Here is a 17416-nt window from a genome sequence, read left to right as displayed (position 1 = left end):
CAAAAAGTAGCGTACATTGGCAATTTTGCGCAACAAGTATTGCCGCCTGACGCTGTAAAGTTAACACAAATGAATGCGTCAATCGTTGATATGACTAAATCTCAACATTTGGCTTTGCCTAAGCCCTAGGCTTTACTCTAGAGTAAGAGCAAACCACGGATCAATACGCCGCTACCAGCGCGAGGGCTTGACTCACCGCATGAAAACACCCTACCTACACCCCAATCCAATCATTCGCTATGCCTTATTCGGCCTTGGCTGGATTTCCTTTGTGCTTGGCATGATCGGTTTATTACTTCCAGTGGTACCCACCTCCCCATTTTTATTGCTCAGCGCAGCTTGTTTTCTACGCAGCTCTCCGCGCTTTTACACTTGGTTAACCGAGCACCGCTGGTGGGGCAGGTATATTCGCTACTTCCTTAACGGCGAGGGTATTCCCCGACGTATCAAAGTGCTTATTCTCAGCCTTTTGTGGATTATGATTTTAAGCAGCGCTTTACTCATTGTGAAAATTGTCTGGCTATCGGCAACAATGATTATTATTGCCGGATTGGTCTCGGTCTATATTATTCGCCAACCAGAGCCAACCAAGACCTCAACATCAGAGTGAGCGTTAAAATAACGCCCACCTAGCACACTCAAATATTCACTGAATAGCTCAAGTCAGTAACTTCGTCGCCAGTCATTCCACGGAAACCCCAACAATGGGCCGGCTGCTCTTTTATGGTGATTTCAATGTCGACAGGGGAAATAAATAGCTCTGCTTTAATTCGTTCAAACAGGTGCTTGATTAAGGCTTTTTTAGTCGCTGTTGTGCGGCCAGCCATCATATTAATTTCAATGACGGTATAGGCCTCTGAACGATCTGACGGATAATAAAAATTATCGAGCTCTAAAGGAATAAAACGATGCGCTCGCTTGCCGTCGGGCATACCCAGAACCGCGACCAAACACTCGTGGATTACATCAGACAGTTTAGCCTTTATCGGATTAAGTTGTTCCTTAATGCCGTAGATTACAATCATAATTATTCCTTCAATTAGCCTGTTACAGCACCACCGCATCCTTGCGATGTCGAATGAAATACTAACCCAGCGCGGCACAAGAAACTAGCAGCGCCTTAATCCTTAGCAGATGACTCCCCAGTTACATTATGGACCAATGCCTTGGCCATATTTGCAGCAATACGGGCTGCCACAACTTTAGCGCGCTCTGTCTTCTCACCGCAAAAATACTCGTCGGCGGTTGCAGTAAAGTACGTCAGCCAAAGCTCAAAATCACTGGCAAGCAGGTTTTGCTTATTATGTAATTGCCGATGAATATTCATGGTGTGACGGTGGTAAGCGTCGTCGCCTAATAGCAATTTTTGCCAATAAGCTTGAATTCGAGGGAAATGCTCGCGAATATCGATATTGGCAATATCGACAAAAATAGGCGCCAAGCGCTTATCTGCAAGCAGACGCGCATAAAAGGCCTCAACAAACGTCGCAATATGCGCGGGGCTGTCAAGGTCGGGCTTATTTGGTGAATTAGTCATAATAGAATTGGATGTAAACAAGGGTTTGAGGCCCGCGCCTCAAACCCGCTTTTAACAGGAAAATCGCTAGGCGACTTATTTTTTCTTCTTGCTGGATTTTTTCGCGGTAAACTTCTTCAAGCGTTGTTTGTGTTCAACCTGGCGCTTGGTCAGCACATTTTTTTTGCCTTCGAAGGGGTTTTCCGAGGTTTTATACTCAATTTTGATCGGCGTACCCATCATTTTTAACTCATGACGGAATACTTTCTCTAAATAGCGGGTGTAGCTGCCAGGGACTTTGTCAGTCTGATTACCGTGAATAACGATAATGGGCGGGTTCTGGCCGCCTGGATGGGCATAGCGCAATTTAATACGGCGACCATTGATCATTGGCGGTGAGTGGCCGTGCACCGCACCTTCCAATATCGTGGTAAGCATACGCGTCTGTAATTGCCGAGTTGCCGACTCATAGGCCTTCTCTACTGACTCGTAAAGATGCCCAACACCGGTGCCGTGCAGCGCGGAGATAAAGTGAATCTCGGCAAAATCAATAAACTGCAAACGCCGATCCAGCTCACTTTTTATATGATTTTTCTGGTCTGCGGTGAGGCCGTCCCACTTATTGATGGCAACCACCACTGCGCGACCAGAATCGACCACCTGGCCAAGCAAATGCAAATCCTGATCGACGATACTCTCACGACCATCCATCACTAGGATGACAACATTGGCGTCTTCAATCGCCTTTAGGGTTTTAACAATAGAGAATTTTTCTACCGCTTCCGAGATATGTTTGCGCTTGCGAATACCGGCGGTATCAATCAGGGTGTAATCTTCACCTTCGCGCTGGTAGTTAATATATACACTGTCGCGGGTGGTGCCAGGCTGATCATAAACCACCACCCGATCTTCACCGAGCATGCGGTTAACCAAGGTTGATTTACCCACATTCGGCCGGCCAACCACGGCAATTTTTTTACCGGTTGCCAGCGCCGCCTGCTTGTCTTCCGCCTCTTGGGGAAACTTGGCCAGCACGTCGTCCATCAAGGCGCGCACGCCTTTGCCTTGGGTCGCTGTTAGAGGGTAGATATGCTCCGCGCCGGTTTTGTAAAACTCTGCTTTGGCCACTTCGGCATCAACGCCGTCGACTTTATTGGCCACAAAGAACACAGGCTTGGAGCAGCTGCGCAGATGCTTTATTAAGCCTTCATCGGCGGGCATTAAACCAGCGCGAGAATCCAGCATGAGCAATACCGCATCGGCCTCATCAATAGCCTGCATCGACTGCTGCGCCATTGGCCCATTGATGCCCTCTTCATCGCCATTGATACCGCCGGTATCAATAACAATATAGCGGCGGCTGCCGTGGCTCGCCTCACCGTATTTACGGTCACGAGTGAGACCGGGAAAATTAGCCACCAATGCATCGCGGCTTTTTGTGAGCCGGTTAAACAGAGTTGATTTGCCAACATTGGGTCGGCCTACCAAGGCGATTACTGGAACCATAATATTTTACAACTCTGCTCGGCACACAGCCGGTATAAAACGTATCAAAAATTAACGGTCTTGCAGTTTATAAGCGACGAGTTCGCCGCTATTTCCGTAGACATACAATAATTTACCATCGGCAATCATAGGTGCGCGCAGGCCGTCACTATCAACGCGGGTACGCGCCAATAAATGACCATCAACCTGGGCTAACATATGTAAATAGCCTTCAAAATCACCTACCCCAATCGCGCCGTCAAAGGCGACTGGTTCGGTCAATTCACGACGGGCCAAAACCGTCTGTGTCCAGCGTGCACCTTGGCCGTTGCCATCGAGTGCATTAACGCTGCCATCGGCATCGACTACATAGATATTGCCCAACGCACTTGCCGCGCCTACATAGCTCGAGGTTTCTTTAACCCACAACGGACGACCACTGCCAATATCAATGCCCATAACCTGACCTTGATAGCCGGTGGCCACCACGGTTTGACCATCTTCTAATACCAATAGTCGGCCATCAACATCAACCAAGCGTTCTATCTCAGTACTACCTTGGGGCACGGAAATTCGCTGTTCCCAGCGCACAGCACCATTTTCAATATCAAAAGCGACAACACGGCCATTGGCAAAGCCAACCATGACTACGCCGCGAACGATTAGGGGGGTACTCGTACCGCGCAATGTTAAGCGCGGCACCTGCGCTGCGTAGCTCCACAACAATTTACCGTCGGCCACACTAAAACCGTGTACTTCGCCGCTATAGGTTTGAGCAACAACGACCTCACCATCACTCTGTGGTGCGCTTAGCACTTCGCTGTTAACGGGAGTTGTCCAAATAATTTTACCGGTCAGACGGTCTAGGGCGACTACTTCGCCATCTGAAGTGCCAAGGAACAACATGGTACCCGACACGCCAACGCCACCGGAAATACGCAAATCGTGGGATTTTTTCCAGATTTTCTTACCGGTGTTTTTATTTAGCGCCGCCACTTTACCGTTAGATGAAGCGATAAAAATTTCATCGCCGTCTATCACTGGCGCTATGCGGTGAAACGCTTCCGCCTGGCCGTCACCCAAGGAATAGGACCAGGATTCTTTCAGCTTTTTTTCCGCTTGAAAATCGGTGAGTTCGGCAGGATCGCGACTCGTTGGATCAGAGGCACAGGCGACAACCATTAGCGTAGCCAGTACGAGACTGAGCTTGCGTAGTAAAGCCATTATTTAGCCCCTTCTGCAGTATTAGTGGCAATATTTAAATCGTTGATTTTTAACTCGAGCAAGGCGTTATTGCTGGGTATTTCTTGCGCTTGGCTCAGGCGTTTAGCGTCTTGATACGCGCTCAAAGCACCGGCTTTATCGTCTTGAGCAAATAAAATATCGCCCCGCAATTCCGCCGCTTGCGCCGCGTAGCCGCTATCAGCTAGCTCACCTAACAATACCAGTGCAGCAGCGTTGTCTTGCAATGCAAAATGCACCTGCGCCAAGCGCACTTGAGCTTGTGCTTTTAGCGCAGCATCTGGGCGTTGAGCCAGAACCCACTCTAGCTCGCTAGCCGCAGCCTCGTAATTACCTTCTTGTACTGCGTATTTCGCTTTATACAAGCCAGCGAATTGGCCGTAGCTCGAACTGCTGTATTGATCTTTCAGGGTGTCAGCCAAATGCTGCGCGGTGCCACGGCTGGTGCCGTCGCGTTGCACAGCGGCGTCTGCCAGCATTAAATTATCAAAGATACTCGACGCTTGAGCGGCTTGGTCTTTAACATGCCCCTGCCAACCCTTCCAGCCAAAAACAATCGCCAATGCTAGGGCAATACCAAAAGCCGTCGACTTGCCGTTTTCCTGCCACCATCTTTTAATGGCTTCGACTTGTTCTTCTTCTGTGCGAAACGTTTCCACTTAACTTCCTCTCCGACGTAGGCAGTGCCTTAAAAATAGATTCTTAAAAAATAATATGTAAAAAATTATCTTAAAAAGGTATTAAAAAAAATGTTTGCCAATGTAGTCAGGCAAATCGGCCAAGGCCACTAACTGTTGTTCACTCTGCGCGCCGCGCAGTGATTTAACTGCTGCTTGGCCCTTAGTCAATTCATCTTCGCCAAGTACAATCGCGACTGCAGCGCCGCTTTTGTCGGCCTTTTTAAACTGACTTTTAAAGCTGCCGCCGCCACAATTTATCAGCACCCTTGCACTGGGCAAGGCGGTACGTAATTGTTCAGCAATCGTCAGCGCTGCAATTTCAGCGCCCTCGCCCACAGATACAATAAATACATCGGCCAAAGCCGGCATTTCGGGCACAACAGCTAAGGTTTCTAGCAATAAGCACAACCGCTCGATACCCATGGCAAAGCCCACTGCGGGGGTTGCCTTGCCACCAAGTTGTTCAACCAAACCGTCGTAGCGACCACCGGCACACACGGTACCTTGAGCGCCGAGTTTATCGGTAGTCCATTCAAACACTGTAAGACCGTAATAATCCAGCCCGCGCACTAACTGCGGGTTGAGCTTATAGGGAATACCGGCGGCGTCAAGACGCGCGCACAAACCCTGAAAATGATTGCGCGATACATCGTCGAGGTAATCTGCCAGCACCGGCGCAGCCAGTAATATTTCTCTGGTTTTGGGGTCTTTGGTGTCGAGAATACGCAGCGGATTCGTACCCAGCCGACGTAGGCTGTCGTCGTCTAATTCGTCTTTAAAGCCGGCCAAATAGTCGACTAAGGCCTGGCGATAATTGGCGCGGGACTCGGCGTTACCAATACTGTTTAGCTCTAAGGTCAGGGCCTCAGTAATACCAAGCTCTCGCCACAAGCGCGCACTGAGCAATATCAATTCAGCGTCGATATCTGGCCCAGTCATACCAAAGGTTTCTACACCAACTTGGTGAAATTGACGCAGACGACCTTTTTGGGGGCGCTCGTGCCGAAACATGGGGCCGGTATACCACAGGCGTTGAATCTGATTATGCAACAAACCATTCTGGTCGCAGGCCCGCACACAGCTGGCCGTACCCTCTGGACGCAGGGTTAGACTGTCGCCATTACGATCTTCGAAGGTGTACATTTCCTTTTCAACAATATCGGTTACTTCGCCAATAGAGCGTTTGAATAACTCGGTGTGCTCAACAATGGGGAAACGAATTTCACTATAGGCATAGCGACTGAGCACATCGCGAATGCGGCCTTCCAGATACTGCCACAACGGCGTTTCTGTGGGCAGAATATCGTTCATGCCCCTAATTGATTGTATACGTGCCAAAACTGATTCCTGTTTGCCGCTGCCGCAGCACTGCTAAATAAATGCGAAAAGCCTTAGCTGCGTGCTATTAGGTCTTTTTCCTGTTCTGCTTTAACGGCAATCTTTTCGCGAATTAATTTCTCGAGATGATCTACCAAGCCTTCGTTCTTTACTTTGTGATCGGGCTTGCCCGCCACATACACCAAATTATTGGGCGTGCCACCGGTCAGGCCGATTTCGGCCTCTTTAGCCTCGCCGGGACCATTGACGATACAGCCAATCACCGCCACATCGAGGGGAATGGTCACGTCGTCAAGACGTGCTTCCAGCTCATTCATGGTGCTAATAACATCAAAATTCTGGCGCGAGCAGCTTGGGCAGGCAATAAAGTTGATGCCCTTGGTGCGCAGCTTGAGGCTCTTTAGAATCTCATAGCCAACTTTCACTTCTTCTACTGGGTCGGCGGCTAATGACACGCGAATAGTGTCGCCAATGCCGTCCATTAGCAGCAGACCTAAGCCCACCGCCGATTTAACCGTGCCACCACGCAGGCCGCCCGCCTCGGTAATTCCCAAGTGCAGAGGCTGGTCAATTTGGGTGGCAATCTGGCGGTATGCGGCAACGGCCATAAACACGTCAGAGGCTTTTACGCTGAGCTTAAAATTTTGGAAATCCAATTTATCGAGAATATCGATATGGCGCATGGCGGATTCTACCAAGGCCTCAGGGGTTGGCTCGCCGTATTTGCGCTGTAGTTCTTTTTCTAAAGAACCGGCATTCACCCCGATACGAATCGGAATATTGTGGTATTTGGCGGCGTCGATAACCGCGCGCACGCGATCTTCGCGGCCGATATTACCTGGATTAATACGCAGGCAATCTACGCCGTACTCCGCAACCTTAATCGCGATTTTATGGTCAAAATGAATATCGGCGACCAGTGGCACCGACACTTGCTTGCGTATTTCGCGAAACGCTTCCGCCGCTTCCATACTGGGCACAGAAACCCGCACAATATCAGCACACGCCGCTTCTAAGCGTTTAATTTGAGCTACAGTGGCAGCAACATCACAGGTTTCGGTATTGGTCATGCTCTGCACAGAAATTGGCGCATCACCACCCACAGCAACTTTACCGATATATATCTGCCGAGAAACCCGACGCTTTATCGGCGAGGCCATTTTCATAATTCACCTACCTGTATACGCACTGCGTTGCTATTTACCAAAGCACTCAACTCTACTTTCCTACCATTGTAACGGCTGACGACTGCCGGCCAATACGCCATACTAATCGTTACTGGGCCCGGTACCTCAAAGTCCAGTTTTACACCTTTTTCTTGCACGCCGCTTATTACCATTTGGTCTTGAGCGTCGCGTAATTCCAACCATACCGACTCGTTAAATTCAAACTCCAACGCCGCTAATGCGCCACCGCCATCGATTGCCTTAGTCGGCGCGTCTACTTTGTGTACACCACTCTCTCCGCCCAGTAATACTTCACCCAAAGTGGGTTCGCTACGAATTAAACTCAGCGGTACCATGCGCTCGGCCAACACCGTAACCGATAATTCTGGTTCTGGGGTCCCGCCATAAATCCACACGGTGAGACACCAAATAAATAAGGACAGCAATAAGGCCGAAATCAATCCAGCATGTCCCGGCGCTTTCGCTTGCCCTTGAAGTCGAGCGGGCTTCTGTTCTTTGCTGTCTTCTTCGCGCCGACAAATTCGATCGCAATCTTTCAACAGTGGTACTTCGTCCAAGCCCATGTAGCGGGCATAGCTTTTAATATAACCACGCGCAAAGAGTGGCGAGTTAAACCGTGAGTAGTCATTATTCTCAAGCGCTTCAACATAGCTATTGAGTAAATTCAGCGCCTCAGCGGTTTCAAGCACGGTTTTACCCGCACTAATACGCGCATCGTACAGAACTGAACCCGGCGGTCCCGGGTAGTATTGCTCATTTCCCGGCATGATTAATCCTTAACGACCTTGCTCTATGTAGGCTTTATACAGTAAATACTCTTCGGATTTAGGGTATAAATTCTTAAGCGCCAACGCAAAGCTTGCGTGGGTATTCTTGTCATCAAATTTATCGGCTAAGCGAATTCCTAGCCACAAAGCACTTGCAGATTGATTGGGATTTTTACTGCGAAAGGCGTCGTAATAACGCTGGGCCTCAGCAAAACGATCCATACGAAAGTACACTTCAGCCAGTGACATTAACACATTGGCATCATCGCCTTGCATTAGAAATGCGCGCTTAAAGGCCTCTTCTGCTTTAGGCAGCTCATTTAATTGCATATAGCAGCGACCAAGATTTACAAAGGCCTCTACTCGCTTCTCGTACAGCAACTCCTGCACCACCACTTCAAGCTGACTCGCCGCCTCGGCGTAGCGACCACGCGCGTAAAGAAACGCCGCGTAATTATTTCTGACCCGCGACACCTTTGGCGCCGTCGCAATTGAACGCTGATAATATTTCTCAGCCATTTCCAGTTCACCGGTATTTTGAAATACCAGCGCCAATGCTTCTAAGGTTTCGGGGTTGTTCTTGTCTTTTTCTTCTACGTACTGCAAATGGCGCTTGGCCTGAGTCCAGTTACCTTGAGAAATATAGTTGCGCGCCAATTGCAGTGAAGTGTCAAAGGCCTTTTTCTCATCTTTTTTCGATGCAAAGCCGTCACTGGTCGTGGTAACGCAAGCTTGTAATGCGGTCACCGTCAACACGGCAAGCAAAACCTGAGCGCTTAGGGTGATGCCTTTTATTCTTAACAACGACATGCAATACGCTCCCTTATAAAATTTAAACTAGGCGAATAGGCTGCGCTAGTTCGAGTTCGGCCTTTTGGCGATGACGCTCACTGCGTTTGGTACGATCCTGAACCTGACCCGCCAATTGCCCACATGCGGCATCAATATCATCACCGCGCGGGGTGCGCACGGTCGTCACGTAGCCCGCCTCGGTCATTACCAACCAAAAGCGATTTACTGCATTATTGCTTGGCCGCTTATAGTTAGACAGCGAAAATGGATTAAAGGGAATTAAATTGACTTTGCAGGGCAAGTCCCGCAACACCTCAGCCAGTTCTTTGGCGTGCTCTACGCTGTCGTTAACCCCAGAGATCAAAGTGTATTCGATAGTGACAACACGGTGGGTGTCTTCTTGCTTGTCTATATAGCGCTTGCTGGCCGCGAGTAATTCCGCAATTGGGTATTTTTTGTTGATGGGTACTAACTGGCTGCGCAATTCATCGTTTGGCGCATGCAGTGAAATCGCCAGAGATACCGTGGATACATCGCCCAACTTGTCGAGCATGGGCACAACCCCAGAGGTACTCAGGGTAACGCGGCGTTTCGACAAGCCGTAGCCAAAATCATCTAGCATTAGGCTCATGGCCTCCACCACATTGTCGAAATTCAACAGTGGCTCGCCCATGCCCATCATGACCACATTGGTCACAATACGTTTATTGCCGTTATTAAAACCGTCGTAGGACTTAATCGCCAACCATACCTGACCAATAATTTCCGAGGCGGTAAGGTCGCGCATAAAGCCCTGTTTGCCCGTTGCGCAAAAACTGCAATCGAGGCTGCAACCCACCTGCGAAGACACGCATAGCGTGCCGCGCTGACCGTCGGGGATTAATACTGTCTCAACGAGGTTATTGCCACCCACCTCAACCGCCCATTTGCGGGTGCCGTCGATGGAGTCAAGCTGTTTTACTACGGTCGGAGGACGAATCTCGGCAAGCTCCTGGAGCTTGGCCCGCAAGGGTTTGCCGAGATTGGTCATGTCATCAAAATTGTCGATCCCCGAGTGGTGTATCCACTTGAGGATCTGCTGGGCACGAAATGGCTTTTCACCAATAGAGCTGAGGTAAGCCTCCATATTCTTGCGCGACATACCGAGCAAATTCACTCGGGGCTGCGCTACAAGTTCGGTGGTTTCGGTTTGAATTTCTGTTGCCATGATCGTGCCCTGCAATGAGTGTGGACGTGCTTAAACGCGGTCGCACAGCTCACTGGTAGCGAAAAAGAATGCAATTTCACGGGCGGCAGATTCTTCTGAATCTGAACCGTGTACCGCGTTGGCATCGATTGATTCAGCGAAATCAGCGCGAATAGTGCCGGCTGCGGCTTCTTTGGGGTTGGTTGCGCCCATTAGATCGCGGTTTTTAAGTACCGCGCCTTCGCCTTCTAAAACCTGCACAGTCACAGGACCAGAGGTCATGAAGTCAATCAGTGCGGGAAAGAAAGGACGCCCTTTGTGCTCAGCGTAAAAACCTTCAGCTTGCTCGCGGCTCAAACGCAGCATTTTAGCAGCAACAATGCTTAAACCGGCTTTTTCAAAACGGCTGTAAATTTCACCAATAACGTTTTTGCTAACAGCATCTGGCTTGGCAATGGAAAGGGTGCGTTGAACGCCCATCGGTCTTTCTCCAAAAAAGTAGAACAATAACAACGGGTAAAATTTACCCAGCGCGAAAAATCGTCGAATTATACGCGTATTAGCATCAAATAGGTACGCGAGTGAGGCTCAGACAGCAGGATATAGCATGGGTTTCGGCGCAGAATGGTTTTTCTGCCGGAATTAGCCTGTACTGCTCGCCGGCGTTTTAGTCTTGCTCGTCAAGCCACGCGGTTTGAATCGCCTCAAGCACCTTCTCACCGCTGCGTTTTGGGTCGTCGTCGAAATCGTCCAATTCAATCACCCACTGCCGCAAATCAACGAAATTAACGTACGTTGGATCCACATCGGGGAATTTCTCTGCCAATTCAATCCCAATATCCAGCACATCTGTCCACTTCAGCCCCATACCCAGCCTCTCTTTAAGCCTATGCCCTGCGGGCCATTAATGTTGTTCAGACACCATATTAATAGTGTAGCGGGGAATTTCGACCACCAAGTCGCGATCGCTAACCACCGCCTGACAGCTAAGGCGCGAATCAGGCTCTAAGCCCCAAGCCTTATCGAGCATATCTTCTTCAAGCTCGTCGGCCTCATTCAGCGAATCTATGCCTTCGCGAACAATCACGTGACAGGTGGTGCAAGCACAGGATTTTTCGCAGGCGTGTTCAATATTAATACCATTGGCGAGCATAATGTCGCAGATGGTTTCACCGCTGGCGGCCTCAATCACGTCGCCCTCTGGGCACAGTGCTTCGTTTGGCAATATTATGATGCGTGGCATCGTGGCTTCCTTACAATTCGTCTACTTGCCGGCCGGCGAGTGCTTGGTTAATACTGGCATCCATGCGCCGCTCGGCAAACAGCTCACTGGCCTTGCCGACAATTTCAATATGCTTGGCAATACTGGCCACACTGCCCTGCTCACGCTCGTGATGCAGCACTTCCATTTTCGCCAATAAATCTTGCTGCTCGGTCTCGCTAAGCATGGCCTCGCCATCTTGCAACAAGGCCGACGATAGCGCCTGCAATAAGGCTTCAGCCTCTATTTGCTGCTCGCGCAGGGCACGGGCGTCTTTGTCGGTCGCGGCGGCCTCCCAAGAAGATTTGAGCATGTCAGCAATATCGGTGTCATTCAAACCGTAGGCCGGTTTAACCGCAATATGACTCTCGACCCCCGTGCTCTCTTCGGTGGCAAATACCTGCAACAAACCGTCGGCATCAACCTGAAACTTTACTTTAATACGCGCTGCGCCCGCGACCATCGGCGGAATACCCTGCAATTCAAAGCGCGCCAGTGAACGGCAATCTTCAACCAACTCGCGCTCGCCTTGCACCACATGAATGGCCATGGCGGTTTGACCATCTTTAAAGGTGGTAAATTCCTGCGCCATCGCCACGGGAATGGTGGTATTGCGGTGAATCACCTTCTCGGTCAGGCCGCCCATGGTCTCGATACCCAAAGACAGCGGGATCACATCGAGCAGCAGCATTTCGTCGCCGCTACGATTACCCACTAACTGATCGGCTTGCAGGGCCGCGCCCAAGGCAACAACCCGATCCGGATCGAGATCGACTAAGGGCTCGCGACCAAACCACTGCGCCACTCGCTCACGCACACGGGGCACCCGCGTGGAGCCGCCAACCATCACCACATTAGCGATGTCTTCGCTGCGCAACTTAGCATCGCGCAAGGCGCGTTTGCAGGCACGAATCGCGGTGTCGATCAAAGGATCAACCAAGGCGTTAAACTGCTCGCGACTCAGGCTTTGGCTCAAATCGCCTAACACCAATTCAACCGCATCAGTGTCGCTTAAGGCTTCTTTAGCCTTGCGCGCCGCTGTCAGTAAGCTGCGCTGCTGGAACATATCGAGGTCTTGCAAACCCGTCGCCGCCACAAACCAATCGGCAATGGCGTGATCGAAATCATCGCCGCCCAAGGCCGAGTCACCGCCGGTAGATAGCACCGCGAACACCCCTTTGGTGAGCTGCAATACCGAAATGTCAAAAGTGCCACCGCCCAAATCAAAAACCGCAATGGCCATTTCATCTTGCTGATCTAGGCCGTAGGCCACCGCCGCCGCTGTTGGCTCATTAAGTAAGCGCAGCACATGAATACCGGCAATTTTGGCCGCATCTTTGGTGGCTTGGCGCTGGGCGTCATCAAAATAAGCCGGCACGGTAATAACCGCGCCCGTTAATTCACCACCCAAGCTTGCTTCCGCGCGCAGCGCAAGGTTTTTCAAAATTTCAGCCGACACCTGCACCGGCGATATATCGCCAGCGCGGGTGCGGATTTTGACCATATCTTGGCCTTGATCCAATAGTTCGTAAGGCAGCATTTTTGCCCCTGCCGCCGCAGCACAATCCGCGAAAGAGCGGCCCATAAAGCGCTTTACCGACAACAAGGTATTGCGGGGATCAGTACTAGCTCCAGCTAAAGCTGAGGCGCCAACCACCGTTACACCAGTCTCGGGGTAATACACCGCCGATGGCAGCAAATGTTCGCCATCAAGGTCTGCCAAGGTGCCAGCGTTGCCATTGCGCACACTAGCAACCAGCGAGTTGGTGGTGCCCAGATCAATACCCACCGCCAGCTTGCGCTGATGCGGCTCGGGGGTTTGTCCAGGTTCTGAAATTTGCATCAAGGCCATAAGGGGTTTCTGAACTCCCGGCGATTTTCACGCCTTTAATCAGTAGTCGAGCAATTCGCTCTCTTTAAGCTCGGCTTCACTGCGCAGTTTTTCTAAAAACTGGAGCTTGGCGTAGGCCGCCAAAGCCAAATCGAATTGCTGTTGATTATACGATTGCGAAAACGCGCTTTTTTGGCTATTTGCCGCCCCATCAAGATCACGATAAAACACATCAAGAGCCTGCTCAGGGTCCTTGGCATCCTGCAATTCCGACAACTCTTCACGCAACTGCATTTGCTGCATCAAAAATTCGGGATCTTGAAAGGTGGTCGAGGACATATCGCTATTCACCCCCGCCAATTTCAGTAAATAGGCAGCTCGCCGCGTTGGCGACACCAAGGTTTCGTAAGCTTCATTGATAAACGAGGACTGCTGAACCGCCAAACGCAGTTCGCGCTCAGAGCCATTGGCAAAACGATCGGGATGCGCCTCGCGCTGCAGCGCGCGATAGCTGCTCGTCAGGGCAGAAACCTCAATTTCATAAGCCTGAGGCACGCCCAACAGCGCAAAGTAATTTTCTTGGGGGTTAAATACAGACATAAGTTTTGGCCAGCCGGCAGTGCCGCTAGACGGTGAAACTCTCACCGCAGCCACACTCAGCCGACACATTGGGGTTGTTAAATTTCAGGCCTTCATTGAGACCTTCCTTAACAAAGTCCAACTCGGTGCCGTCTAAATAAACCATGCTTTTAGGGTCGATATACACCGCAGCGCCATCTTTTTCAAAGACCTGATCTTCGGCTTGGGGTTCGTCGACAAACTCCAACACATAGGCCATACCGGAGCAGCCAGAAGTCCGCACACCAATGCGAATTCCCAAACCTCGGCCACGGCCAAGCATTTGCTTTTTAATGTGACTAGCTGCTGCGCTGCTTACTGAAACTGGCATGCACTCTCCCCTACTATCTAATGCGAGTTATCGACTCAGGATACGGTGCGTTTTTGACGGTAGTCAGCAACCGCGGCCTTGATCGCATCTTCGGCCAACACTGAACAGTGAATTTTCACTGGTGGCAGTGCCAATTCTTGAGCGATTTCGGTGTTTTTAATCTGCGCAGCTTCGTCAAGGGTCTTACCCTTAACCCACTCGGTTAACAAAGAGCTAGACGCAATCGCTGATCCGCAACCATAGGTTTTAAACTTGGCATCTTCAATAATACCCTGCTCATTCACCTTGATCTGCAGACGCATTACGTCACCGCAGGCCGGCGCACCGACCATGCCGGTGCCAATTTCGTCAGCGCTATCGTCAAATTTACCGACATTGCGCGGATTCTCGTAGTGATCGAGTACTTTTTCGCTATATGCCATAATATCGTCCTCTCAATCGGAGCAGCTTAGTGAGCTGCCCATACAATACTGTCTAAATCGACGCCGTCTTGATACATATCCCACAAGGGCGACAATTCCCGTAATTTTTCAACTGCTGCGCGTACCTGTTTAATCGCGTAGTCAACTTCTTCTGCCGTAGTAAAGCGGCCAAAAGAAAAACGCAGTGAGCTGTGCGCCAACTCGTCATTTAAGCCCAACGCCCGCAGTACATAAGACGGCTCTAAGCTCGCCGAGGTACAGGCTGAGCCCGATGACACCGCCAAATCTTTCAGCGACATAATCAGCGACTCGCCTTCAACAAAGGCCAAGCTCACATTCAAATTACCTGGCAAACGCTGCTCAAAGTCACCGTTTACAAAAACCTGTTCCATGTCTTTGAGGCCGTCCCAAAACTGGTTGCGCAGCGCCAAAGCATGCTCGGCGTCTTGGGCCATTTCTAAACGGCCAAGTTCACAGGCCGCGCCCATGCCCACAATTTGGTGGGTTGGCAGCGTACCCGAACGCATACCGCGCTCGTGACCACCACCGTGCATTTGGGCCTCTAAACGAATACGGGGTTTGCGGCTTACATACAGCGCGCCAATGCCTTTGGGGCCGTACATTTTATGAGCTGACATTGAGAGCAGATCGATCTTCATAGTCGCCATATCGATGACTATTTTGCCAGCGGTTTGCGCCGCATCAACATGAAACACCACGCCTTTTGCACGACATACTTCGCCAATCGCGGCAACATCGTTAATGGTGCCAATTTCATTATTGGCGTGCATTATGCTGACCAAAACTGTGTCGTCGCGCAGCGCAGCCGAAATCGCATCAGCGGTAATTAAACCTTTTTCAGTTGGGTCTAAATAGGTAACTTCAAAACCTTCGCGCTCTAATTGGCGACAGGTATCAAGCACCGCTTTATGCTCGATTTTAGAGGTAATAATGTGCTTACCTTTTTTGCTGTAGAAATGCGCAGCGCCCTTAATAGCCAGGTTATTTGACTCGGTCGCGCCGGAGGTCCAAACAATCTCGCGGGGGTCGGCATTAAGCAGGTCTGCCACTTGGCGACGGGCATTCTCGACCGCTTCTTCCGCTTTCCAGCCAAACATATGTGAGCGTGACGCCGGATTACCAAAGGTACCCGTCGTGGTTAAACAAGCCATCATCTTTTCGGCCACACGGGGGTCGACCGGCGTAGTGGCAGAATAATCTAAGTAAATTGGCAATTGCATACACTTCTCCAAAACCTTGATGCGGCTACCAGCGGCACCAAGCGAATGACTAATCTACCGCAGTCAGAATGATTGACTGCGCACTGCGCGCCTTTTGTATTTGACGCGCCGAAACTGATTGCACATCGCGCCGCTCAACTAAGCTGGCGAGACTAATGTCACTTAAAAAATGGTGGATCTGATCACTTAAATCAGTCCACAAATTATGGGTTAAGCAGGTGTGACCATCCTGGCAGTCACTACTGCCAGCGCAGCCAGTGGCATCTACCCGCTCGTCTACCGCATCAATAATATCGGCGACAAATATTTCTTCACTGGGGCGACTCAGGCGATAACCTCCACCCGGCCCACGACTACTGGAAACCAGTTCTTTGCGGCGCAACTTGGCAAATAACTGCTCCAGATAAGACAGCGAAATATCCTGCCGACTAGACACATCTGCCAAGCTGATGGGGCCGCGGTCGCCGTACAGCGCCAAATCCAGCATTGCTGTTACGGCATAACGTCCTTTTGTCGTCAATCGCATAGCCATACCCGTTTAATCTACGATGCAATTATGCAATAACCAAGCAAATTGGTCAACTATATAACCAAGGGATTTAGTAGGACTTAACTCGGCGGGAAGCGGTGATTATAATCACTCTGCCCCGTCAGCACCACTATTTGGCCCAGCAGCACTATTTACATTGGCCTCGGTATCTACTTTGGCTTTGCGCACCCAATATTGGGTCGAGGTGAGAATACCCCGCAAAATATTCACCTCCATCTCGTCCAGCCGAGTCCGTTGATAGAGACGACGCAGGCGGGTCATTAATTTTTTGGGCGCCTCTGGACGCAAAAAATTAATATCGCGCAGGGTTTCCTCAAGATGAACCAAATAGCGCTCTAAATCCTGAGCACCGGCAACCGGCACATCCCAGTCGGCCATATCATTATTATTAAGCTCGCCGCTAAGGTGCTGCATACGAACTTCGTAGGCCAAAACCTGCACCGCCATGGCGATATTCAAGGAGCTGTATTCTGGGTTAGCGGGAATATGAACGTGTAAATTACAGCGCTGCAGCTCTTCGTTGGTTAAACCGCGATCTTCACGACCAAACACCAGCGCAATTTTGTGGCCAGCGGCCGCCTCGGCATAGCCCCGCGTCATGCAATGCCGCGGATCCAGCAGCGGCCAAGGCACAGTGCGCTCCCGGGCACTGGTGCCAATCACTAACTGACAATCGGCAATGGCTTCGTCTAAAGTCGCGCATACCACCGCCGAATTCAGCACGTCGTCGGCACTGGCGGCTCGCCAAGTCGCCTCATCGTGGGGGTATTTTTTCGGCTCAACTAAATAAAGCTGACTCAGGCACATATTCTTCATAGCGCGAGCAACCGCGCCGATATTACCTGGGTGAGAGGTATTTACGAGAACAATGCGGATATTGTCTAAGGGACTGCCTAGAGAGTTTGCTGGAGATTGTTCGACTGTAGTCATGGCTGGCACTCTTTTTACGAGCTGCACATTCTAGCAGAC

At 50.5% G+C, this 17416-nt stretch carries 21 protein-coding genes; 1 reads left to right on the top strand and 20 read right to left on the bottom strand.

Annotation, left to right across the window (positions count from 1 at the left end; genetic code table 11):
* The first annotated feature begins 199 nt into the window (after positions 1-199).
* Positions 200-610, top strand: a complete 411-nt coding sequence (locus P1U47_RS10880) for a YbaN family protein (RefSeq protein ID WP_301028904.1) — start codon at positions 200-202, stop codon at positions 608-610.
* Between the two features lie 28 nt (positions 611-638).
* Here the strand turns inward: P1U47_RS10880 and P1U47_RS10875 are convergent, their stop codons facing one another.
* The 20 genes from P1U47_RS10875 to trmJ form a co-directional block, all read right to left on the bottom strand.
* Positions 639-1025 (bottom strand): tautomerase family protein, encoded by a 387-nt coding sequence (locus P1U47_RS10875; protein WP_301028903.1) that lies wholly within the window; start codon positions 1023-1025, stop codon positions 639-641.
* A 95-nt stretch (positions 1026-1120) separates the two neighbouring features.
* Positions 1121-1537, bottom strand: a complete 417-nt coding sequence (locus tag P1U47_RS10870) for a group III truncated hemoglobin (RefSeq protein WP_301028902.1) — start codon at positions 1535-1537, stop codon at positions 1121-1123.
* A gap of 75 nt (positions 1538-1612) precedes the next feature.
* Positions 1613-3022 carry a ribosome biogenesis GTPase Der gene (der, locus tag P1U47_RS10865; RefSeq protein ID WP_301028901.1) on the bottom strand — a complete coding sequence of 470 codons (1410 nt, stop codon included), beginning with the start codon at positions 3020-3022 and terminating at the stop codon, positions 1613-1615.
* Positions 3023-3073: 51 nt separating this feature from the next.
* The gene (gene bamB / locus P1U47_RS10860; protein WP_301028900.1) at positions 3074-4225 is read right to left on the bottom strand and encodes an outer membrane protein assembly factor BamB; all 1152 of its coding nucleotides are present in this window, start codon (positions 4223-4225) and stop codon (positions 3074-3076) included.
* A complete protein-coding gene (locus tag P1U47_RS10855; RefSeq protein WP_301028899.1) occupies positions 4225-4902 on the bottom strand; it encodes a tetratricopeptide repeat protein in 678 nt (225 codons plus the stop codon). The genes bamB and P1U47_RS10855 overlap by 1 nt, the downstream gene beginning before the upstream one ends.
* Positions 4903-4983: 81 nt before the next feature.
* Positions 4984-6261: a histidine--tRNA ligase gene (gene hisS / locus P1U47_RS10850; protein WP_301028898.1), complete on the bottom strand. Its 1278-nt coding sequence runs from the start codon at positions 6259-6261 to the stop codon at positions 4984-4986.
* A 53-nt stretch (positions 6262-6314) separates the two neighbouring features.
* The gene (gene ispG / locus P1U47_RS10845; RefSeq protein ID WP_301028897.1) at positions 6315-7427 is read right to left on the bottom strand and encodes a flavodoxin-dependent (E)-4-hydroxy-3-methylbut-2-enyl-diphosphate synthase; all 1113 of its coding nucleotides are present in this window, start codon (positions 7425-7427) and stop codon (positions 6315-6317) included.
* Entirely contained in the window at positions 7424-8215 is a 792-nt protein-coding gene (locus tag P1U47_RS10840) for a RodZ domain-containing protein (RefSeq protein ID WP_301028895.1), read from the bottom strand. The genes ispG and P1U47_RS10840 overlap by 4 nt, the downstream gene beginning before the upstream one ends.
* A 9-nt stretch (positions 8216-8224) precedes the next feature.
* On the bottom strand, positions 8225-9025 hold the full coding sequence (gene pilW / locus P1U47_RS10835) for a type IV pilus biogenesis/stability protein PilW (protein ID WP_301028894.1): 801 nt from the start codon (positions 9023-9025) through the stop codon (positions 8225-8227).
* Between the two features lie 22 nt (positions 9026-9047).
* The gene (gene rlmN, locus P1U47_RS10830) at positions 9048-10214 is read right to left on the bottom strand and encodes a 23S rRNA (adenine(2503)-C(2))-methyltransferase RlmN (protein WP_301028893.1); all 1167 of its coding nucleotides are present in this window, start codon (positions 10212-10214) and stop codon (positions 9048-9050) included.
* A 30-nt stretch (positions 10215-10244) separates the two neighbouring features.
* Positions 10245-10673, bottom strand: coding sequence for a nucleoside-diphosphate kinase (gene ndk / locus P1U47_RS10825; protein ID WP_301028891.1), 429 nt, complete (start codon positions 10671-10673; stop codon positions 10245-10247).
* Positions 10674-10860: 187 nt separating this feature from the next.
* Positions 10861-11061 (bottom strand): Fe-S cluster assembly protein IscX, encoded by a 201-nt coding sequence (gene iscX, locus P1U47_RS10820; protein ID WP_008248906.1) that lies wholly within the window; start codon positions 11059-11061, stop codon positions 10861-10863.
* Positions 11062-11097: 36 nt separating this feature from the next.
* Positions 11098-11436, bottom strand: a complete 339-nt coding sequence (fdx, locus tag P1U47_RS10815; protein ID WP_301028889.1) for an ISC system 2Fe-2S type ferredoxin — start codon at positions 11434-11436, stop codon at positions 11098-11100.
* Between the two features lie 10 nt (positions 11437-11446).
* Positions 11447-13306, bottom strand: a complete 1860-nt coding sequence (gene hscA, locus P1U47_RS10810) for a Fe-S protein assembly chaperone HscA (RefSeq protein WP_301028887.1) — start codon at positions 13304-13306, stop codon at positions 11447-11449.
* 39 nt (positions 13307-13345) lie between these two features.
* The gene (gene hscB, locus P1U47_RS10805) at positions 13346-13885 is read right to left on the bottom strand and encodes a Fe-S protein assembly co-chaperone HscB (protein WP_301028885.1); all 540 of its coding nucleotides are present in this window, start codon (positions 13883-13885) and stop codon (positions 13346-13348) included.
* A gap of 25 nt (positions 13886-13910) precedes the next feature.
* Positions 13911-14234: an iron-sulfur cluster assembly protein IscA gene (iscA, locus tag P1U47_RS10800; RefSeq protein WP_008248901.1), complete on the bottom strand. Its 324-nt coding sequence runs from the start codon at positions 14232-14234 to the stop codon at positions 13911-13913.
* Between the two features lie 35 nt (positions 14235-14269).
* Complete coding sequence (gene iscU, locus P1U47_RS10795) at positions 14270-14656, bottom strand: Fe-S cluster assembly scaffold IscU (RefSeq protein ID WP_008248899.1); 387 nt, start codon at positions 14654-14656, stop codon at positions 14270-14272.
* A 26-nt stretch (positions 14657-14682) separates the two neighbouring features.
* Positions 14683-15897 carry an IscS subfamily cysteine desulfurase gene (locus P1U47_RS10790; protein WP_301028883.1) on the bottom strand — a complete coding sequence of 405 codons (1215 nt, stop codon included), beginning with the start codon at positions 15895-15897 and terminating at the stop codon, positions 14683-14685.
* Positions 15898-15946: 49 nt separating this feature from the next.
* Entirely contained in the window at positions 15947-16423 is a 477-nt protein-coding gene (locus tag P1U47_RS10785; RefSeq protein ID WP_301028882.1) for a Fe-S cluster assembly transcription factor, read from the bottom strand.
* Between the two features lie 111 nt (positions 16424-16534).
* On the bottom strand, positions 16535-17377 hold the full coding sequence (gene trmJ, locus P1U47_RS10780; RefSeq protein WP_301028881.1) for a tRNA (cytosine(32)/uridine(32)-2'-O)-methyltransferase TrmJ: 843 nt from the start codon (positions 17375-17377) through the stop codon (positions 16535-16537).
* Between the last annotated feature and the right edge of the window lie 39 nt (positions 17378-17416).

It is taken from the genome of Zhongshania sp. (assembly GCF_029212375.1).
In the GTDB taxonomy this organism is placed as follows: domain Bacteria; phylum Pseudomonadota; class Gammaproteobacteria; order Pseudomonadales; family Spongiibacteraceae; genus Spongiibacter.
This window is presented reverse-complemented; position numbering and strand designations above follow the sequence as displayed.